The sequence below is a fragment of the Cellulomonas humilata genome (assembly GCF_013359775.1).
Taxonomy (GTDB): Bacteria; Actinomycetota; Actinomycetes; order Actinomycetales; family Cellulomonadaceae; genus Cellulomonas; species Cellulomonas humilata.
In genome coordinates this window covers 56,129-75,311 of sequence record NZ_JABMCI010000060.1, presented here as the reverse complement: position 1 = coordinate 75,311, position 19,183 = coordinate 56,129, and the positions used below count along the sequence as shown (strand labels likewise).

22 protein-coding genes are annotated in these 19,183 nt (G+C 73.1%); 11 read left to right on the top strand and 11 right to left on the bottom strand.

The genetic code is table 11. The features are described from left to right. Positions 1-46 precede the first annotated feature (46 nt). Positions 47-829, top strand: a complete 783-nt coding sequence (locus HP550_RS07955; RefSeq protein ID WP_210767809.1) for an IclR family transcriptional regulator — start codon at positions 47-49, stop codon at positions 827-829. Here HP550_RS07955 and HP550_RS07950 read toward each other — a convergent pair. Further along, positions 816-1,310 (bottom strand): SRPBCC family protein, encoded by a 495-nt coding sequence (locus tag HP550_RS07950; RefSeq protein WP_175347051.1) that lies wholly within the window; start codon positions 1,308-1,310, stop codon positions 816-818. The genes HP550_RS07955 and HP550_RS07950 overlap by 14 nt on opposite strands. 129 nt (positions 1,311-1,439) lie before the next feature. On the opposite strand from HP550_RS07950, the gene HP550_RS07945 reads away from it, so the two are divergent. Continuing rightward, on the top strand, positions 1,440-1,874 hold the full coding sequence (locus HP550_RS07945) for a hypothetical protein (protein ID WP_175347050.1): 435 nt from the start codon (positions 1,440-1,442) through the stop codon (positions 1,872-1,874). On the opposite strand, the gene HP550_RS07940 is transcribed toward HP550_RS07945, so the two are convergent. Further along, positions 1,871-3,151, bottom strand: coding sequence for an alpha/beta fold hydrolase (locus tag HP550_RS07940; protein ID WP_343048048.1), 1,281 nt, complete (start codon positions 3,149-3,151; stop codon positions 1,871-1,873). The genes HP550_RS07945 and HP550_RS07940 overlap by 4 nt on opposite strands. A 104-nt stretch (positions 3,152-3,255) precedes the next feature. Between HP550_RS07940 and HP550_RS07935 the strand changes: the two genes are divergently transcribed. Genes HP550_RS07935 through HP550_RS07925 form a run of 3 tightly spaced genes read left to right on the top strand, consistent with a single transcriptional unit; the run spans position 3,256 to position 5,338 of the window. Next, on the top strand, positions 3,256-4,635 hold the full coding sequence (locus HP550_RS07935) for an MFS transporter (RefSeq protein ID WP_175347049.1): 1,380 nt from the start codon (positions 3,256-3,258) through the stop codon (positions 4,633-4,635). Positions 4,636-4,662: 27 nt separating this feature from the next. Further along, the gene (locus HP550_RS07930; RefSeq protein WP_175347048.1) at positions 4,663-4,845 is read left to right on the top strand and encodes an antitoxin; all 183 of its coding nucleotides are present in this window, start codon (positions 4,663-4,665) and stop codon (positions 4,843-4,845) included. 52 nt (positions 4,846-4,897) lie between these two features. Then, positions 4,898-5,338: a nitroreductase family deazaflavin-dependent oxidoreductase gene (locus HP550_RS07925; RefSeq protein WP_175347047.1), complete on the top strand. Its 441-nt coding sequence runs from the start codon at positions 4,898-4,900 to the stop codon at positions 5,336-5,338. On the opposite strand, the gene HP550_RS07920 is transcribed toward HP550_RS07925, so the two are convergent. The 4 genes from HP550_RS07920 to HP550_RS07905 all read right to left on the bottom strand — a co-directional run bounded on the left by HP550_RS07920 (position 5,335) and on the right by HP550_RS07905 (position 8,532). Continuing rightward, a complete protein-coding gene (locus HP550_RS07920; RefSeq protein ID WP_175347046.1) occupies positions 5,335-6,837 on the bottom strand; it encodes an amino acid permease in 1,503 nt (500 codons plus the stop codon). The two genes, HP550_RS07925 and HP550_RS07920, sit on opposite strands and share 4 nt — an antisense overlap. A gap of 59 nt (positions 6,838-6,896) precedes the next feature. Beyond that, complete coding sequence (locus HP550_RS07915; RefSeq protein ID WP_175347045.1) at positions 6,897-7,634, bottom strand: MIP/aquaporin family protein; 738 nt, start codon at positions 7,632-7,634, stop codon at positions 6,897-6,899. A 34-nt stretch (positions 7,635-7,668) separates the two neighbouring features. After that, positions 7,669-8,022: a ribosomal maturation YjgA family protein gene (locus HP550_RS07910; protein WP_175347044.1), complete on the bottom strand. Its 354-nt coding sequence runs from the start codon at positions 8,020-8,022 to the stop codon at positions 7,669-7,671. A 117-nt stretch (positions 8,023-8,139) separates the two neighbouring features. Beyond that, complete coding sequence (locus tag HP550_RS07905) at positions 8,140-8,532, bottom strand: MerR family transcriptional regulator (protein WP_175347043.1); 393 nt, start codon at positions 8,530-8,532, stop codon at positions 8,140-8,142. A gap of 109 nt (positions 8,533-8,641) precedes the next feature. On the opposite strand from HP550_RS07905, the gene HP550_RS07900 reads away from it, so the two are divergent. The 4 genes from HP550_RS07900 to HP550_RS07885 all read left to right on the top strand — a co-directional run bounded on the left by HP550_RS07900 (position 8,642) and on the right by HP550_RS07885 (position 10,704). Beyond that, positions 8,642-9,334, top strand: a complete 693-nt coding sequence (locus HP550_RS07900) for an HNH endonuclease family protein (RefSeq protein ID WP_343048047.1) — start codon at positions 8,642-8,644, stop codon at positions 9,332-9,334. A gap of 32 nt (positions 9,335-9,366) precedes the next feature. Continuing rightward, positions 9,367-9,813: a MarR family winged helix-turn-helix transcriptional regulator gene (locus tag HP550_RS07895; protein WP_175347041.1), complete on the top strand. Its 447-nt coding sequence runs from the start codon at positions 9,367-9,369 to the stop codon at positions 9,811-9,813. After that, on the top strand, positions 9,810-10,058 hold the full coding sequence (locus tag HP550_RS07890) for a zinc ribbon domain-containing protein (protein WP_175347040.1): 249 nt from the start codon (positions 9,810-9,812) through the stop codon (positions 10,056-10,058). The genes HP550_RS07895 and HP550_RS07890 overlap by 4 nt, the downstream gene beginning before the upstream one ends. A gap of 100 nt (positions 10,059-10,158) precedes the next feature. Continuing rightward, positions 10,159-10,704: a GNAT family N-acetyltransferase gene (locus HP550_RS07885; RefSeq protein WP_210767808.1), complete on the top strand. Its 546-nt coding sequence runs from the start codon at positions 10,159-10,161 to the stop codon at positions 10,702-10,704. On the opposite strand, the gene HP550_RS07880 is transcribed toward HP550_RS07885, so the two are convergent. Genes HP550_RS07880 through HP550_RS07870 form a run of 3 tightly spaced genes read right to left on the bottom strand, consistent with a single transcriptional unit; the run spans position 10,701 to position 12,939 of the window. Beyond that, a complete protein-coding gene (locus HP550_RS07880; protein ID WP_175347039.1) occupies positions 10,701-11,426 on the bottom strand; it encodes a M50 family metallopeptidase in 726 nt (241 codons plus the stop codon). The two genes, HP550_RS07885 and HP550_RS07880, sit on opposite strands and share 4 nt — an antisense overlap. A 51-nt stretch (positions 11,427-11,477) precedes the next feature. Beyond that, positions 11,478-12,179, bottom strand: a complete 702-nt coding sequence (locus tag HP550_RS07875) for an LmeA family phospholipid-binding protein (protein WP_175347038.1) — start codon at positions 12,177-12,179, stop codon at positions 11,478-11,480. Between the two features lie 37 nt (positions 12,180-12,216). Further along, positions 12,217-12,939 (bottom strand): HNH endonuclease family protein, encoded by a 723-nt coding sequence (locus HP550_RS07870; protein WP_343048046.1) that lies wholly within the window; start codon positions 12,937-12,939, stop codon positions 12,217-12,219. A gap of 110 nt (positions 12,940-13,049) precedes the next feature. Here HP550_RS07870 and HP550_RS07865 point away from each other — a divergent pair, with 110 nt between their 5' ends. Next, positions 13,050-14,426, top strand: coding sequence for a multidrug effflux MFS transporter (locus tag HP550_RS07865; RefSeq protein WP_175347036.1), 1,377 nt, complete (start codon positions 13,050-13,052; stop codon positions 14,424-14,426). Between the two features lie 103 nt (positions 14,427-14,529). Further along, a complete protein-coding gene (locus tag HP550_RS07860) occupies positions 14,530-14,946 on the top strand; it encodes a hypothetical protein (protein WP_175347035.1) in 417 nt (138 codons plus the stop codon). A gap of 10 nt (positions 14,947-14,956) precedes the next feature. Here the strand turns inward: HP550_RS07860 and HP550_RS07855 are convergent, their stop codons facing one another. Both HP550_RS07855 and HP550_RS07850 read right to left on the bottom strand, forming a co-directional pair. Beyond that, entirely contained in the window at positions 14,957-18,013 is a 3,057-nt protein-coding gene (locus tag HP550_RS07855) for an AAA family ATPase (RefSeq protein WP_175347034.1), read from the bottom strand. Then, a complete protein-coding gene (locus tag HP550_RS07850) occupies positions 18,013-19,176 on the bottom strand; it encodes an exonuclease SbcCD subunit D (protein WP_175347033.1) in 1,164 nt (387 codons plus the stop codon). Before HP550_RS07850 ends, HP550_RS07855 begins: the two co-directional genes overlap by 1 nt. Positions 19,177-19,183: the final 7 nt, after the last annotated feature.

The following is a 19,183-nucleotide window of genomic DNA, read 5'->3' as shown; positions in this document are numbered from 1 at the left end:
GACCGCAGCCCCGATCCCCTCGACCCACTCTCCAGGACGTGCACCGGTGCCACCGATCGAGGACGACGACAAGAGCCCAGCCCCTGCCGTCACCCGCGCGGCCGCGATCCTCACCCTGCTCGCCGAGCAGGGTCGACCGCTCGGGCTGACGGACATCGCGAGGACCCTCGGACTGGCGAAGTCCTCGACGCTCAACCTCTGCATCGCCCTCGAGCAGGCGCACCTGGTCTCCAAGAACGAGCTCGGGTACGCCCTCGGCCGCAAGACCGTGGAGCTCGGCGGCGCCTACGTGCGCGGCTTCGACCTGATCCGCGAGTTCTACCGCGTGTGCGCCGAGTCGGTCGTCCTGCAGCACGAGCTGCTCCAGATCGCGATGCTCGACGGCACGTCGGTGCTCTACCTCGCGCGCCACGAGGGTCGCGCGCCGCTGCGGCTGTCGGCGACGGTGGGTGACCGCTTCCCCGCGACCGTCACCGCGGTCGGCTCCGTGCTGCTCGCGGAGCTGGACCCGGCCGCCGTGCGCGACCGGTTCCAGGCGGCCGGGTCGCTGCCCGCGTGGACCGAGAACTCGGTGACGACGGTCGACGGCCTGCTGGCCAAGCTCGAGGCCACCCGCGAGCGCGGCTACGCCGTCGACGACGGGGAGACGAACGCCGGCGTGTACGGCCTGGCCGTCCTGCTCCCCCCGAAGCGTCCGGGGTCGGAACCGCTCGCGCTCGGCGCCTCGCTCATGAAGGCGTCGCTGAGCCCGGGACGCGAGGAGCTCATCGTCTCCGAGCTCCTCGCCGCCCGCGACCACCTGTCCAGCCCGGGCCTCATCCGTCCGTGAGCACGGCGCCCAGCACCACCGGCGTGCGCAGCGCCTCGGCCGGCACCTGACCCGGCTGGCCGACGCCGGTGGTGATCCGGCGCTTGAGGCTGACGTTGATGTACCAGCTCCACGCGTCGTGGCAGATCTCGTAGCACTCGTGCGCCGGCACCAGCCCGACGTGCGTGAACGTGAGGCGGGTACCGGAGTCGGTCGGGGTGATGTCGAACCGGATCCGCGTGCCCACCCACTCGGCCGTGTCCTCGACGAAGTTCAGCTCCGCCTCGAGGACCAGCCACTCGACGCGCTCCCCCGGCACCACCGCGGTCAGCCGCTGGACGGACCGGTGGATGGGCTCGTTGTGGAAGGTGAACTCGTCGCCCAGCTCGGCTGTCCCGCCCTCGATCGCGTCGACCCACCAGCCGCGCACGTCGGTGACGGCCGCGAACACCTCGGCGGGTGTCTGGTCGACCGTGTAGGTCGTCGTGAAGTCCTGGCTCATGGTCTGCTCCTCGCATCTGCAATGGTTTGGTTGCAGATCGACGATAAGCGCGGTCGCGTCGAATAGCAACCATCTGATTGCACATTGGTCCGACGAGCGCGATCGGGTGCGCGCGGCCACGATCGACACATGGCCGACGAGCGCGACGACGCCCACCGCGAGCCTCCGGGCACCCCGGAGGAGGTCGTCGACGCGGTCGGCGCCCTGACCGCCGCGTTCGAGGTGGTCGAGCACGCCCGCGGCATGCTCTACGCGTTCCACCGGCTCACGGGCCGCGCGGACAACGAGCTGGCCGAGGCCCTGGACCAGCTGGCGGACGCGGGGCACCAAGAGCTGGCCGACGAGCTCCGCGCCGAGCTCGTCGGCCGCAACGTGCTGCCGGGCCGGTGGACGTTCCAGGTGGTCGAGGAGTACGACGAGCAGTACTACCGGGTGTTCGAGGCGGCGGAGAAGCGCGTCCGCGACGAGCTCATGGCCGGTCGTCGGCACGTGTACGAGGCGCGGCTCAAGGAGGAGAACCGCACCCACGGCCGCCCGGGCCACGAGGCACGTCCGGACGCCTAGCGCCCCGTGACGTGCGCCTTGCCCGCCGCGAGGTCGAACAGCCGCGGCAGGATCGTGTCGCCGGCCACGCGGAGCCCGTCGTGCAGGTGCTCGTTGGTGATCCAGACGTCCAGGTGGCCGACGTCCGTGGCCAGCGCGAGGTCCAGGTCCACGTACGGGTCGTCGTAGTACTGCACGGACGCCACCGGCACCTCGTTCGACGCCAGCCGGTCCAGGTCGTAGAGCGCCGGCCACGACGTGCGCGCAGCGAGCTCGTCGGCGGCACCGCGGAACGGCCGCAGCACGGCGTGCTGGTCGTACATCCAGGGGAAGATCACCTCGCCCGTGAGCAGCAGCGGGCGGGCGTCGGCCGCGAACGGCGGGCACCGGTCGTGCTCGGCCTGCGCGGCCCAGCCCGGCTCGCGGTCGCCCTGGTGGTAGATGACCTCCTGGAGCACCGCGTACAGCGGGTTCGCGTCGAACCCGGTCCGGTCGGCGACCGCCGCGAGGAACCCGTGGGAGGGCGACCCGTCGGAGCCCAGCGCGGTGTCCAGCAGCCAGTGCACCTCGTCGACCCCGGTGCTCATGCCGAGCGGCATGCCCAGCTGCTGGAGGCGTTCCGGCGTGAACGGGTCGCCGTTGGGCAGGGCCACCCCGTCCAGACGGTCCGCGATCCGTCCCAGCAGCGGCACGTCCGCCGGGTGCAGCCGGGCGAGCTCGCGGTTGCGCGCCGCCTGACGTCGGTACGTGTGCGCGTACACCTCCTCGGCCGTGGCCGTCGCCGGCGGCAGCCCGCCGGTGACGAAGCACCGGGTCAGCGCGCCGGGGTGCCGCGACAGGTAGGTGAGCGTGACGAACCCGCCGTACGACTGCCCCAGGGTTGCCCACTGCCGACCCCCGTACACGGTCCGCCGCAGGTGCTCGGCGTCCTCGACGATCGCGTCCGCGCGGAAGCACGCGAGGTAGTCGGCGGCCCGAGCGGCGTCGTCGAACCCGCTGATCACGCGACCGTCCACGGGCGACGAGCGCCCGGTCCCCCGCTGGTCCAGCAGGATCACGCGGTACGTCTCCAGGGCCTTCGCGATCCAGCCGCCGCCCAACGGTCGCGGACCCTGACCGCCCGGTCCACCCTGGAGGAAGAGCAGCAGGGGCAGGTCGTCGGACGCCTGCTCGGGGTCCACCAGCTCGCGCGCGAACACCTCGAGGGACCCGAACCGATCCGGCGCGGACCAGTCGACGGGCACCTCCACCCGGTGCTCGCGCACGGTGAACCCCGTCATCGCATACTCGTGCGTCACACCGCCAGCCTAGGGTCGAGCACGATCCACCACCGGAGGAGATCCCCCTGAGCAGCACCGGCGTCGGATTCCGTTCCGACCGCGGCCCGATCCTGGTCGCCATCATGGTCACCACCGGCCTGGTCGCCATCGACGCCACCATCCTGGCCACCGCGGTGCCCACGATCGTCGCGGACCTCGGCGGCTTCACCAGCTTCCCGTGGCTGTTCTCCGTCTACCTGCTCACCCAGGCGGTGAGCGTCCCGATCTACTCCAAGCTGGCGGACACCATCGGCCGCAAGCCGGTCGTGCTCCTCGGCATCGGCCTGTTCCTGCTCGGCTCGATCCTCTGCGGGTTCGCGTGGAGCATGCCCGCGCTCATCGCCTTCCGCGCGATCCAGGGCCTCGGCGCCGGCGCCGTGCAGCCGATGGCCATCACCATCGCGGGGGACATCTACACGGTCGCCGAGCGCGCCAAGGCGCAGGGGTACATCGCGAGCGTCTGGGGCGTCTCGTCGGTGGTCGGGCCCACCCTCGGCGGGCTGTTCTCCGAGTTCCTCTCCTGGAACTGGATCTTCTTCGTCAACATCCCGCTGTGCCTGGCCGCGGCCTGGCTGCTGGTCCGCTACCTCCACGAGACCGTCGAACGCACCAGCCACCGGATCGACTGGGCCGGCGGTGTGCTGCTCACCACCGGGATGAGCCTGCTGATCCTGGCGCTGCTCGAGGGCGGGAACGCGTGGGAGTGGCTCTCCGTGCCGAGCGTCGGGGCGTTCGTCGTCGGCAGCGTGCTGCTGGTCGCGTTCGTCCGCGTGGAGCTGCGCGCCGAGGAGCCCGTGCTGCCCTTGTGGGTGTTCTCGCGGCGGCTGCTGCGGGCGTCGGCGTTGGTGGGCGTGGGTGTCGGGATCATCCTCATCGGACTCACGTCGTACGTGCCGACGTTCCTGGAGGCGCTGCTCGACGTCTCGCCGCTGACGTCCGGCCTCACGCTCGCGGCGCTCACCATCGGCTGGCCGATCGCCGCGTCGCAGTCGGGGCGCCTGTTCCTGCGACTGGGCTTCCGCACCACCATGCTCATCGGTTCCGGCGTCGTGGTGCTGGGTACCGCCGGGCTCGCGGTCGCCTCGACCCACCCGTCGATCTGGGCCGTCGGCCTCGCGTGCTTCGTCTCGGGCATCGGGCTCGGGCTCGTCGCGTCCCCGAGCCTCATCGCCGCCCAGTCGAGCGTCGGCTGGGGCGACCGCGGGGTGGTCACGGGCGCCAACCTGTTCGCGCGGTCCATGGGCAGCGCGGTCGGCGTCGCGGCGCTCGGCGCCCTGGTCAACGCGCTCATGGGCGGCCAGACCCCCACGCAGAACCCGGAGCAGTTCGGCGACGCCGTCACCCTCGCGTTCGGCGCCGTGACCCTGGTCGCGCTGGCCACCGTCGCCGCCGCTGCCTCCATGCCCCGCACCACGGTCGAGCACGGCTCGGTGGGCGAGCCCGCGGCGGCGGGGTCAGACTGAGGCGTCTCCGAGAGAAGGGCACGTCCCATGGGTATCGAGGATCTGGTCGGCAAGGCGAAGGACGCCCTGAGCGGGCACGAGGAGCAGGCGAAGGACGCGCTCGACAAGGCCGGCGAGGCCGTCAAGTCGCGGACCAACGACACCCAGGACAGCCAGGTCGACAGCGTCGTCGAGAAGGCCAAGGAGTACCTGGACGAGCAGAAGAAGTAGCGGCGACGGCCCGGCGGGGAATGCTCGCCGGGCCTCCCCCGTTCCGACCGACATGCCCCTGACTGGTGAGTACCTCCCGAGCACGTCCGACTGGGCCCGCAAGCAGGCCGAGACCTTCGAGCGCACCGACGGCCAGCAGGCCAACACGTTGCAGGGCAAGCCCGTCATCGTGCTCACCTCGGTGGGCGCCGCCAGCGGCAAGCTGCGCAAGACCGCCCTCATGCGCGTGGAGCACGACGGCCGCTACGCGGTGGTCGCCTCGAAGGGCGGGACCCCCGAGAACCCCGCCTGGTACCGCAACCTGGTCGAGCACCCGCACGTCGAGCTCCAGGACGGCGCGGTGAAGAAGGACTACCTCGCGCGGGAGACCAGCGGCACCGAGCGCGACGAGTGGTGGGTGCGCGCCACCGCGGTCTGGCCCGCGTACGACAGCTACCAGGCGAAGACGGACCGGCTCATCCCGCTGTTCGTGCTGGAGCCGATCGCGTCCTAGAGCCTCGCGCCCGTGCGCGAGTCGAAGTGCGGGTTCGCAGCGATCGAGTGCCGGTACGAGTACGCGAAGTAGATGACGACGCCGGCCACCAACCAGGCGAGGAACCGCAACCAGGTCAGGGTGGTCAGGTTGACCATCAGCCACAGGCACGCCACCCCGGCGATGATCGGCAGCGCCGGCGACCAGGGCACCCGGAACCCGCGCTGGAGGTCCGGCCGCCGCTTGCGCAGGATCGGGATGCCGAAGCTGACCAGCACGAACGCGGAGAGCGTCCCGATGTTGATCATCTCCTCCAGCAGCTCCACCTCGGACAGCCCCGCGATGATCGCGACGACGATGCCGACCCCGATCTGCAGGCGGACCGGCGTGCCGTACTTGGCGGAGGTCCGCGAGGCCCCGCGGGGCAGCAGCCCGTCGCGGCTCATGGCGAACACGATCCGCGTGAGCCCCAGCAGGAGCACCATGAGCACCGACGTGAGGCCCACGAGGACCCCGACGGAGATGACGCGGCCCGCCCAGTCAGCACCGACCAGGACGAACGCCGTGGTCAGCGATGGGGTGTCCTCCGCCGCCAGCTCGGTGTAGGACACCATCCCCGTGACCACCACCGTCACCAGGATGTAGAGCACGGTGACGATCGCCAGGCCGCCGAGGATGCCGCGCGGGACCGTCCGCTGCGGGTCCTTGGTCTCCTCTGCGGTGGTCGCGACGACGTCGAACCCGATGAACGCGAAGAACACCAGCGCCGCCCCGGCCAGGATGCCGATCACGCCGTACGACGTGGGCTCGAGACCGAACAGGAACGCGAACACCGGCTGCTCGAGCGAGGTGCGCTCCGGGGCCGGCTGAGACGGCGGCACGAACGGCGAGTAGTTGGCCTTGTCCACGTAGAAGAAGCCGACGACGATGACGAAGATCGTGATCGCGACCTTGATGACGGTGAAGATGCTGTTCACGCGCGTGCTGAGCTTGGTGCCGAGGACCAGCAGCGTGGTGAAGACCCCGACGATGACCACCGGACCCCAGTCCACGTCGACCGGTCCGATCGCGATCGTCGTCGGCACCTCGAAGCCGAACAGCCCGAGGGCGTCCGCCAGGTACACGCCCCAGAACTTCGCGATGACGGCCGACCCCAGCAGCATCTCGAGGATGAGGTCCCACCCGATGATCCAGGCGACGAACTCGCCCATCGTCGCGTAGGAGAACGTGTAGGCGGAGCCGGCGACCGGCAGCGTCGAGGCGAACTCGGCGTAGCACATGATCGCCAGGCCGCACACGATCGAGGCGATGATGAAGGACACGATGACGGCCGGTCCGGCGTAGTTCGCCGCCGCGGTGGCGCCCACGGAGAAGATGCCCGCGCCGACGGCGACCGCGACACCCAGGACGATGAGGTCCCAGGTGGTCAGCGTCCGGCGCAGCGCCCGCTCGGGATCGAGCGACTCCTCCATGGAGTCCTCGGCCGACTTGCGTCGGAAGATGCTGGTGTCTGCGGCCATGTCCGATCACCCCCGGGGTTGAGCATGCCGGTTGGCACGCGGTTTCGTCTTGCTGGACGTCAACCGAGCAGCAGGTACCAGCCGCCGACGCCGATGAGGCCGCCCAGCAGCGGGGCCGCCACGGGCACCCAGGAGTACCCCCAGTCCGACGAGCCCTTGTGCTTCAGCGGCAGGAACGCGTGCACGAGGCGCGGCCCGAGGTCACGCGCGGGGTTGAGGGCCGGACCGGTCGGACCGCCGAGGCCGGCGACGAGTCCCCACACCAGGAACCCGAGCGCGAGGTGCGCGACGGCGGGCTCGGTCACGGTCAGCGGCGAGTTCACGATCGCCAGCGCGCAGGAGAAGAGCACCACGGAGCCGAGCAGCTCGGACAGGAACCCGTTCAGCCGCGAGTGGGCCGCGTTGACGGTCGAGAAGGTGGCGAGGATGTCGTCCGGGTCGGTCGTCAGGTCGTAGTACGGCTTGTGCGTCACGACGATGGCGATCTGGCCGGCCATCGCGCCCAGCAGCTGCGCCACGATGTACGGCGCCACCTCGCTCCACGGGAACAGCCCCCACGCCGCGAGGCCCAGCGTGAACGCGGGGTTGATGTGGTTGCCGCTGATCCCGCCGAACATGAGCGCCGGGATCATCACGCCGAACCCGTAGCCCATCGCGATCAGCGACCACCCGCCGCGGTATCCCTTGGAGCCCTTGAGGTGCACGTTCGCGACCGTGCCGTTGCCCAGGATGATGAGGATCGCGGTGCCGATGAACTCGCAGGCCAGCCGGACGGCCAGGCTGTACGACGGATCCATCGGCGCTCCACTGTTCGATCCGGCTCAGGCTGGGTCAGCCTGGCACAGCCGACCGCCGCCGCACGAACGCCGCGAGCGCGGCGCCCACCGCGTACGCGACGAGGTCGAGCGCGGCGAACGTCGTCCCCAGCACGTACCGCGCGGCAGGCACCGCGTCGACGACCGCGGCGGGGATCCCGGTGAGCTGCGCGAGCTCCACCAGCGCGCACCACCCGAACGCGACGGCAGCCACCGTCCACGGGCGGGCGCGCGGAGCGACCACGACGAGCAGGGCGTAGACGAGCGCCGCGTACAGGACGTCACCGGCCTTGTCGGCGAGCAGCCCGTCCGAGCGGGAGATCGCGAGCCCGACGACGACGAGCCCGACGGCCGCGAGCGCGGCGAGCATGCGCTGCCGCGGCCCCTCCTCGCGTGAAGGGTTCGTTCCCCTGAACGGTACGAAGTCTTCACGCGAGCGGTGGTCGGGCACGTGAGCGACCGTACGTGCCGGATCGCGGAGGTCCTGTCAGGCGTTCGTGCAGGTCCTGCGCTCGTACAGGTCGATCTTGAGCTCGATCGCGTCCAGGTGCGTGGCCACCTCGGGCAGCTGCTGCCGGACGCGGTCGCGGTGCGCCACCAGCAGCTGGAGCCGCTCGGCCTCGTTGCCGTCGCCGGCCCGGACCAGGTCGGCGTACTGGCGGACCTCCCGGATGGGCATGCCGGTCGAGCGCAGGCGCGTGACCATGCGGATCCAGCCGAGGTCGTCCTCGGAGTAGCGGCGGTGGCCCGAGGACGCCCGGTCGACCGCGTCGAGCAGCAGCCCGTCGCGCTCGTAGTAGCGCAGGGCGTGGGTGGTCAGGCCGGTGGCCTCGGCCGCCTCGGCGATGCTCAGGGTCACCCGGTCCGTCACGACGCTCATGGTTGATGGTGCGCCTTCGAGCGCACTCGAAGTCAACCGGGCCGCCCACAGCCCCGCGCGATCCCCAGGGGAGCGCACACGTGCCGCGTGCCACCTCGACCCTGGACGGGTGACCTCCTGGCAGCGCCCCGGCCCGTGGCTGGTCGGCCTCGTCGCGTGCGTCGCGATCGGTGCGGGAGCACCCGCCTGGTCCCAGGCCCGCGTCGCCGCCCGGTACGCGGTGACGGCCGACGACCTCGCGGCCGGACGCGTCGCGCTCGACGCGCTGCCGGTCCGCGGCCGGGCGCCGAGCACCGGGTACGCGCGCGAGCGGTTCGGGCAGGCGTGGGCCGACGTGGACCGCAACGGCTGCGACACCCGGAACGACATCCTCCGGCGCGACCTCACCGACACGGTCGTCGAGAACTGCGCGGTGCTCAGCGGCACGCTCGACGACCCCTACACGGGCGTGCCGGTCCCATTCGCGCGCGGACCCGACTCGGCCGCCGTCCAGATCGATCACGTCGTCGCGCTCTCCCACGCTTGGCAGACCGGTGCGCAGCAGTGGTCCGCGGTGGAGCGCGAGGCGTTCGCCAACGACCCCGCCAACCTGCTCGCCGTCGACGGCCCCGCCAACCAGGAGAAGGGTGCAGGCGACGCGGCCACCTGGCTGCCGCCCAACCGCGGGTACCGCTGCGTCTACGCGCTGCGGCAGGTGCGCGTGAAGGCGGCGTACGGGTTGTGGGTCACCGCGCCGGAGCGCGACGCGCTGGACCGGGAGCTGGGTCGGTGCGTCGTCGGCACCACGATCCATCGGGATTGACGATGGATTGCCTCCGGAGCACCGTGGCTGTCATGACCGCATCGAGCCCCGCCGACGACCCCGAGGCCTTCGCGCGCGCGTTCGAGGCGGCGTTCCAGCAGGCCTACCTGCGGTTCCACCGCCGCGACGGCAAGCGGTCGCAGATGTCCGGAGCGTCGCGGGCCGTGCTGCTGCACCTCGCGCACACGGGCCCGTTGACCGTCGGCGAGGCCGCCAAGCACCTCGACCGCGCGCAGTCCGTGGTCAGCGACATCGTCACCCAGCTCGAGGCCAAGGACCTGCTGGCACGCGAGCCCGATCCCGACGACCGGCGCCGCACGCTCGTCTGGCTGACGCCGGCCGGGTTCGACGCCCTGGACCGCGAGCGCCAGGTCCTGTCCACCGAGCTGGTCGCGCGCGCGGCAGCCACCCTGTCCGCCGAGGACCGTGCGGCCCTCGTCGGCACCCTGGAAGCACTCAACCAAGGAGCACGACCGTGACGACCCACGACCTGCACTGCGACAGCTGCGGCATGCCGATCGAGTCGGGGCAGTACTGCGCGTACTGCACCGACGCGGACGGGAACCTGCAGGCGTTCGACGAGCGCTTCGACCGGATGGTCAGCTGGCAGTCACGCCAGCACCCGTCGGCGCCGCGCGAGCAGCTGGAGAGCGAGACGCTGGCCTACATGGCGACGATGCCCGCGTGGAGGGACCACCCTCGCGTCGCCGGCCGCACGGCGTGACTCTCAGCCGGTGCCGGCGACCGGCGGGTGAGATCCGGTGACCGAGGCACGGACAGTGCGCGGATTGACGACCACTGCGGCTCGGGGCAGCGTCGGGGCCGTGACCGTCGTCGCGCCCCTCACCCCCGACCTGTGGCCGGCGCTCGAGGAGCTGCTGGACCACGGCGGTCCCGCCGCGCGGTGCTGGTGCATGGCGTGGCGCATCGGCCCCGAGTACCGGCGCCGGCCCGCCGAGCAGAACCGCGCCGACCTGCACGAGGTCGTGACCGCCGGCCCCCCGCCGGGCGTGCTGGCGTTCCGGGACGGCGTGGCGGTCGGCTGGTGCCAGATCACCCCGCGCGAGGCCGTCCCGGCGATCGACCGGCAGTGGCGGCTGCGCCGGGTCGACGAGGTGCCCGTCTGGGCGGTCACGTGCTTCTACGTCCGCAAGGGTCAGCGACGCGCCGGGGTGATGGCTGAGCTGGTCGCCGGGGCGGTCGACCTCGCGCGTACGGCCGGCGCACCCGCGGTCGAGGCCTACCCGCTCGACGGCGCGGTCTCCCCCAGCGCGACGAGCACCGGCTACGCGACGACGTTCGCCGCCGCGGGGTTCGTCGAGGTGGCGCGCCGCTCCCCCGAGCGCCCGGTCATGCGGCTCCTGTTCTAGAGCTGCAGCCCGATCAGCCAGACGGCACCGAGCGCCAGGGCGGCGAGGCACACGAGCAGCAGGATGCCCACCCAGAGCGCACCGGGCGTGTGCGTCAGCCGCCCCAGCATGCCCGCGTCCGAGGTGTCAGGCACCCCGCGCCGGCGCCCCCGTCGACGCTCCGACTGCATCTCCAGGACTGCGCGCGGCGCACCGAGCAGCAGGAACCAGGTCATCGCGTAGGCGGCGATGCTCTGCACGGTCGCCGACCCCCACACGGTGACCCCGACCAGCAGCGCACCGGTGACCAGCACCGCCCACAGGCCGTACCAGTTGCGGATCTGCACCAGCACGAGGACCAGCACCACCAGCAGGATCCAGAGCAGCGCGACCGCGTACCCGCGGGACAGGAGCCACGCCGCGCCGACGCCCAGCACGGCGGGGCCGAGGTACCCCGCGGCCACCGTGGCCACCATGCCCGGACCCCGCGGCTTGCCCACGGAGACGGTCAGGCCCGAGGTGTCGGAGTGCACCCGGATGCCGGACAGCCGTCGGCCGACGAGGACAGCGACGCCGGCGTGCGCGGCCTCGTGCACGATCGTCAGTCCGTGCCGGGCGACGTGCCACGCGGTCGGCAGGAGCAGGACGAGCAGCACCCCCGCCGCGGTGAGGAGCACCACGGTGCTCGGCGGCACGGGTTGAGGGGTCGTGATGTCCTGCCACGCGTCGCCGAGCCAGTCCACAGGGGTCCTTCGTCCGTCGTCGACCACCCGGGCGGGCAGGCAGGACGGACCCTACCGAGCGGGGGGCGCCTCGGCGGGCAGGACGACGTCCGTGCCGGTCGCGGTGACGCGGACACCGTCGGCGACCACCGTCGCGTCGGAGAGCACCAGGCCCTCGGGCAGCCCACTCACGGGGATCTCGATGTCGGTCAGGCGGGCGCCGATGGCGCGCGGCAGGTCGGCGACCGAGACCGTCAGCCCGGCGAACTGGACGTTGTCCACCGTCGCCAGCAACCGACCGTCCTCGACCCGGGGCACCAGGTCCGCCGCCAGCTCCAGGCCGAGCACCGTGCCCGTGGCGGTCAGGGTGCCGCCGTCGACCGCGACCGTGATGTCCAGCTGCGACCGGTCCGCGACGATCTGGTCGATCGACGCCGTCGGCAGCGTCGCGGAGATCGTCACCGTGCCCAGCGTGTACGGCTCGGACGTGCTCACGTCCTGCGCGTCGATCGTCACGTCCGTCGCGTCGATGCCCTCGAGCGTGACCCCGTCGACCGCGCCCGTGACGTCGTCCACCGAGCCGGCCAGCAGCTGCGTGAGGAACGGGAACCCGCCGATCTCGACCGTGGGGGTGCCGACGACCTCGAGGTTCTGCTCGATCGCCTCCGCCACCCGGCGCTCCGCGGTCGAGTGGGTCACCCGGTCGGCCACCAGCACCCCGCCGGCAAGCACGACGACCACCACGATCGCCCCGACCACACCGCGTCCGCTCACGCGCTCACGGTAGGGGCACGTGCGACCGCGCGCCCGGTCAGGACGGGAGCTGCTCGTCCGGGCACGTCGACAGCACGCGGACCATCGCGTCCTGCTCCGCCTGCGTCACCCACAGCCGGTACGCCTGCTTCACGCCGACCTGCCGCGCCACGTACGCGCACCGGAACGCCGTGTTCGGCGGCAACCAGGTCGCCGTGTCCCCGTCGCCCTTCTGCTGGTTCAGCGGACCGTCCACCGCCAACAGGTTCAGCGGGTCGTTGGCGAAGGCCTCGCGCGTGGCGGTGTCCCACTGCTGGGCGCCCTTCTGCCACGAGTCCGACAGGGCGACCACGTGATCGATCTGCACCGCAGCGGACGTCCCCTGCCCGCGCACGAACAGGATCGTCTCGCCCGAGTACGGGTCCTGGAGCGTGCCCGACGCGACGACGCACCCGTGGGTTGCGTCCTTGAGCACCTGGGCGTCGAGGTCACGGCGCAGGATGTCGTTGCGGGTGTCGCAGCCGTTGCGGTCGACGTCCTTCCACCTCTGGCCGTACAGCTCCCGGTCGTAGCCGGTCCTGGGTGCGCGACCCTTGACCGGCAGCAGGACCGCGGCCGCGAGGGCCGACCGCGCCTCCGGCGTGCGCGCGGACGTGGGCGTCGGAGCGGCCGCGGACGGCGACGGGTCCGTCGCGGTCGGGGCGCCATCCGGGCCCTGGCCCGCGAACAGCACGGCGAGCACCAGCGCGACCAGCAGCGTCGCGCTCGCACGGGTTCTCACCGCCGAAGTATCGGCGTCGCACGGCCCCGCCTCGACGCGACCCTCCGGAACCGATCCCACAGGGTGGACAGGCCGGGAAGATGATTGCGCCCCGCAACCTTGGGTCTGTCATGGCCCGGATCCCCGCGACGCGCATCAGTGTCGGCTTCGTCCTTCTGCTGTCGGCGCTCACCGCCATCGGCCCCCTCACCTTCGACACGTACCTCGCCGCGTTCCCCCAGATCGCCGACGACCTCGACGCGACCGCTGCGGCCGTCCAGCTGACGATCGCCGCCTCGCTGGCCGGCCTCGCCCTCGGGCAGCTGCTGTTCGGGTCTATCTCGGACGCGTTCGGTCGCCGCCGGCCCCTGCTCGGCGCGCTCGTGGTCTACGTGCTGACGTCCGTCGGCCTCGCCCTCGTGGAGAACATCACCGCGTTCACCGCGCTGCGGTTCGTGCAGGGGTTCACCGCCGCCGCCGGCATGGTCCTGTCGCTCGCGATCGTCCGCGACCGGTACGAGGGGCTCGCGGTGTCGAAGGTCATGGCGCGTCTCATGCTCGTCGTCGGCGTCGCCCCGATCCTGGCCCCCACCATCGGCGCCCAGCTGCTGCTGTTCGGGTCGTGGCGGCTGATCTTCGTGTTCCTCGCGTCCGCGGGCGCGCTCCTGCTGGTCACGGCGTGGTTCACGCTCCGCGAGTCGCTGCCGGCCGAGCTGCGCCGCACCGGGGGCACGGGGGCGGCGCTGCGCACGTACCGCGACCTGCTCACCGACCTGCCGTTCCTCGGGCTGGCGCTCATGTCCGCGTTCTACCTGTCGGCCATGTTCACCTACGTCGCGTCGTCGACGTTCGTGTTCCAGCAGGGCTACGGCCTCTCGCCGCAGGAGTTCGGCTGGGTGTTCGCCGCCGGTGCGGTCGCGATCACCGCCGGGTCGCAGATCAACGGTGCGCTCGTCGGCCGGTTCCGTCCGGAGCAGATCCTGTCCGGGGCCGTGGCCGCCGGCGTGGTGCTCAGCCTCTCGCTCTTCGCGACGACCCTCCTCGGTGCACCCTTCTGGCCGGTGACCGTCCTGCTCGTGCTCACCCTCGGCACCGCCGGCTTCGTCCTGCCGTCCGCGCCGGCCATCGCGCTCGCGTCGAACCCGCACCGCGCCGGGTCGGCAGCGGCGCTGCTCGGTGCCCTCCAGTTCGGGCTCGGCGCGCTCATCGCCCCGGTCACGAGCTTCGGCGGGGAGCCGACCGCGGTGACGATGGGCGCCGTGATGGCGGGCGTCATCCTCGTCGCGGCCGTCCTGCTGGTCGCCGTGCGCCGCTCCTGGTCCCGCGGGCCGGTCGCGGAGGCCGAGGACGTCGTGGCGTCCGCGGAGACCGCGGAGACCGCCGACGAGCTGGTCTCCGTCGCCAGCGCCGAGCGCGACCACGTGCCCGCGACGACGGCCCGCGCGTTCGCCGCCGCGCGGCCCCGCACCCCCGCGGACGAGCCCGATGTGGTGCCCTGCCCGGGCTGAGCCGTCGGCGTCACCGGATCGCAACCTCGCTCCGGCGCAAAGGTGTGGCGTAGGTCACAGTGACGACCTAGCCTGGCGGTACGCGCTCGATGAAGGACGCACGATGAGCTGGGTACTGCTGGCCGCGGTCTTCTTCCTTCCGGCGCTCGTCTTCGGGGCCATCTGGCAGCTGTTCCCGTCGCCCGACGAGCCGCCGCGATGGCGCACGTTCCTGGCCACCCGGCTGGAGCGGCTCGCCGCCCGGCTGCGTCCCCCGCGACCGCCCGTGTACGACCCGTTCATGACGCTGCGCGTGCAGGAGCGGCTCGGCGTCGTCGCGGACCACGTGCGCTCGCTCGAGCTGGATCCCCACACCTTCGCCCGCGCCGAGCGGATCATCGCGTCCCAGCTGGCCTACGACCAGCTGCTGCTGGAGGCGTGCCAGCTGGCGGGCGTCGAGGTCCAGCCGGCGGCCAAGGGCGACCCCGCCGAGCGGTTCCGCGAGGAGGTCGAGCTCGCGTCCCGCGGTTGGGCCTGGTGAGCTGCAGGTATCAGCCTGCGCGCACCATGAGCGTGCTCGGTCCCGCCGCGGTGGGTCGAATCTCGATGCGGTCGGCGATCGACTGCTTCAGCGCCTCGACGTGCGACACGACCCCGACCACCCGGCCCCCGGCGCGCAGGCGTCCGAGCTCGGCGAGCACCGTGTCGAGCGTGTGCGGGTCGAGCGAGCCGAAGCCCTCGTCGACGAACAGGGTGCCCAGGTCGATCCCACCGGCCTCCGCCGTGACGACGTCCGCCATGCCGAGCGCGAGGCACAGCGACACGTAGAACGTCTCGCCGCCGGACAGGGTGCGTGGGTCGCGGGGCTGCCCGGTGACGTGGTCCACGACGCGCATGGCCAGCCCGGTGTTCCGCGCGCGGACGTCCTCCTTCTCGTCGCTGCGGACCAGCTCGTACCGCCCGTCGGACATGAGCAGGAGCCGCTCGTTCGCGGCGGCGACCACGTCCTCGAACCGGCGCACGAGCACGAAGGTCGCCAGCGAGAGGCTGCGGGCGTTGTCGCCACCGCCACCGCCCGTCAGGTCGGCCAGCCGGGCCACCGGACCGGCAGCCTCGACCGCCCCTGCCAGCGCCACGGCGGCGGCGAGCACCTCGTCCGCGGCGGCGGTCGCGGCCGCGGCGCGCTCGGTGGCGACCCGGGCCTCACCCGCGGCCTCCTCGGCGCGCGTCCGGGCCAGCGTCTCGGCGGACCGCGTGCCGTCGAGGTCGACCGCCAGGTCCTCCGCCAGCTCCGCGACCGCCGGCTCGGCCAGTCCCACGGCCACCCGGTCCAGCGCGGACGCGTACGCGGTGACGATCCGGTCCAGCTCGGCGAGCACCTCGGCGTCGACCGTCGCGGAACGGGCGGCTCCGGCGGAGTCGAACCCGTGGTCGGCGAGCCCCTGCGTCAGCTCGTCGCGACGACGCTGCCACTCGTCCTGCGCCGCCTCCTCCTCCGCCAGGGCCTCGAGGACCTCGGCGGCCGCGGCCGACCGTCCCAGCAGCTCCGCGTGCCGCGCCGCGACGGTCGGGTGCTCTCCGCGACCGGCGACGACGCCCGCCTCGGACGCGTCGAGGTCCAGCACGGTCACCTCGAGCACCGACCGGTCCCCCGTCAGGCGCGCGACCGTCGCGGAGCGTTCGGTCTCCCGATCGTGTGTCTGCGCGTCGAACCCGTCGAGCGCCGGCGCGAGGCGGGCCACCGCGGCCTCGGCCGCCCTGGCCTCGTCGAGTGCGCCGCGCGCGACCGCCGTCCGCTGCCCGGCGTCGTCAGCCGTGACCTGCCCGACGCGGGAGCGCAGGGCGTCCACGCGCTCGGTGAGTCCGCTGCACCGCTCGGCCGCCTCGCGCAGACCGGCCTCGGCCCTCGCGCGGTCCGCCTCCGCGCGGTCGACCCGCTCGGCGGACACGTGGTCCGCATCGAGCACGGCCTTCGCGGGGTGCACCGCGGACCCGCACACGGGGCACGGGTCTCCGTCGTCGAGCCCCGCGGCGATCTCGCCCGCCAGGCCCGCGATGCGCGCGGCCCGCAGGTCGCGCTCACGGTCCAGCGCCGCCGTCGCGACCGTCGCGGCTGCCGCTCGCGCCTCGACCGCAGCCGCCAGGGAGGTCTCCGTCGCCACCAGCTCCCGGTGTGCGGCGACCAGCTCGGAGGCCGACGCGAGTGCCGCCTCGTGGTCCGCCCGCCGAGCCGCACGCGTGCGGGCCGCCTCCAGCTCGGTCAGCAGGGTGGTGCGCGCGGCCGGCCGCGCCCCGAGCCACACGTCGTCCGCGGTGATCGCCGCAACCAGGTCGTCGATCGCGTGGCGCGCGTCCCGGACCGTCCGGCGCCGAGCCTCCAGCCCCGCCTCGACGTCCACCAGCCGCGCGAGGGCGGCCGCCTCCTCGACGGCCACCCGGCCCGTGGCCTGCACGTGCGCGCGCAGCGCGGTGCCCGCGGGTGGGACCGCGATGTCCTCGGGTGCGGCGTCGAGCGCGGCCCGGAGCGCCTTGCGTGCTCCGTCCAGCGCGGTCTCCGCACGCTCGAGGCCGACCAGCAGCGGTCGCACGGCCTGTGCCGCGCGGGCGGCCGTCAGCCGCAGGACCGCCTCGGCGTTCGTGTCCGCGGCGGCGTCGAGAGCCGCGCGCTCTGTCCGCAGAGCGGAGCGGCGCGTCAGCAGCGCGTCCGTGGCCGTCACCTGGTCGAGCAGCGCCCGGGCGTGCCTGCGTGCCTCCTCGGCGGTGGTCGCCGCCGCGCGGGCGGTCTCCGCCAGCCTCAGCAGCCCGTCGGTCCGAGCGGCCACGACCGTCTGCACGCCGGCGACCAGACCCTCGGAGCGCAGCACCGCCGCGTCGATCGCGGCGCGGACCTCGGCCGCGTCCTCACTGGTCAGCCGGGCGGCGCCGACGAGCTGCGACGACGCGGAGGCGAGCTCCGCCCGGGCGGTCACGCAGGCCCGGTCGCCCTCCCGGCGCATCTCGGCCAGTCGCTGGGCCAGGCGGTCGTACACCTCGGTGCCGAAGATCTCCTGCAGCAGACCGCGCCGCTCCTCCGGCTTGGCCCGCAGGAAGTGCGCGAACTCGCCCTGCGGCAGCACGATCGTCTGCACGAACTGGGTACGGTCCAGACCGACCGCCTTCTGGATCTCGGTGCCGATCTCGTCGAGCCGGTTGCCCAGCGGGACCCCGAGGGTGTCGAGGGTGGACGGGTCGAGCTCGACCCCGGCCGGCAGCCGCCACGCCTTGACCGTCGCGTTGGCCGTCGTGGTGCCCGAGCCGCGTCGCTTGGCCCGCTGGTATGCCGGTGTGCGCCGCACGCGGTAGACCCCCGCGGGCACCTCGAACACCAGGTCGACCACGCTCTCGACGTCGTCGGCGGCGTAGGCCGAGCGGAGCCGCTCCTCCGACGCCTCGCTGGACGCGACCTTCCCGTAGAGGGCGAACACGATCGCGTCGATGAGCGTCGACTTGCCGGAGCCGGTCGGCCCCTCGAGCAGGAACAGGCCCGACTGCCCGAGCGCGTCGAAGTCGACGGTGTGCCGGCCGGCGAACGGGCCGATCGCCTGGACAGTGAGGGAGCGCAGGTGCATCAGGCGCTCCGCTCCATGGCGGCGACGTCCTCGTACGCGCGACGCAGCACCGCGGCCTCGGCCGGCGTCGGGCCACGACCGGTGACGTGGGTGAGGAAGTCGGCGGCCACGTCGAGCGGGTCGTGCGCCGCGGTGATGACGGCCGCACGTCCGGCCCCGACGGCCTCCGCCGCGCGGTGCTGCACGACGAGGGCGTGCGGGAACCGCTGCTTGACGCGTCGGTAGAGGTCGTCCGGCCGGTGCGCGTCCGTGACGGTCACCCGCGTCCAGGCGTCCGTGTGCGGCTCGCCCGCGGCGCCGAGCAGGTCCTCGAGCGTGCCGGTCACGTCCGCCAGCCGGCGAGGCACCGGCGCGTCGACCAGCGACGTGCGAACGGATCCTCCCGACAGGTCCACCAGCACGGACGACTTGGCGTGGTGCTGCTCCGAGAACGAGTAGGCCAGGGGCGAGCCGCTGTAGCGCAGGACGGTCCCGTCCACCCCCGACACCACCTGCGGCCCGTGCAGGTGGCCCAGGGCGACGTAGTCCGCACCGGCGAACACCCCGGCCGGCACCTGGTCCACGCCGCCGACGCGGATGTCCCGCTCGGACTCCGTCGGCGCCCCGCCGATCACGAACGCGTGCGCGGCCACCACGGACCGCGGCCGGGCAGGCCCGGAGCGCGTCGACAGATCGGCCCGGACCCTCCGCATCGCCGCCGACGCCACCGCCTCGTGCGACCGGGCCAGCGGCTCGGGGCCTTCGGCCAGCTCGACGCGTGCGAAGTCGGGGTCCAGGTACGGGATGCCGTAGACCAGCACGTCGCCGTCGTCGTCGGGAAGCACCACCGGCTCCGCCAGCCCGGCGACCCGGGTGCGCAGCCGGACGCGGTCCCGCATCAGCGCGGAGCCGAAGCCCAGCCGCGTGGCCGAGTCGTGGTTGCCGGACGTGACCACGACCGTGGTGAGCTCGGCCAGCCGGGCGAGCGTCTCGGACAGCAGCGTCACGGCCTCCACCGGCGGGATCGCCCGGTCGTACACGTCCCCCGCGACGACGACCGCGTCGACCTGCTCGGCGCGCACGACGTCGACCAGGTGTGCCAGGTACGCCGCCTGGTGGTCGAGCAGATCGACCCCGTGCAGCGTCCGGCCCAGGTGCCAGTCCGACGTGTGCAGCAACCGCATGCCGCGA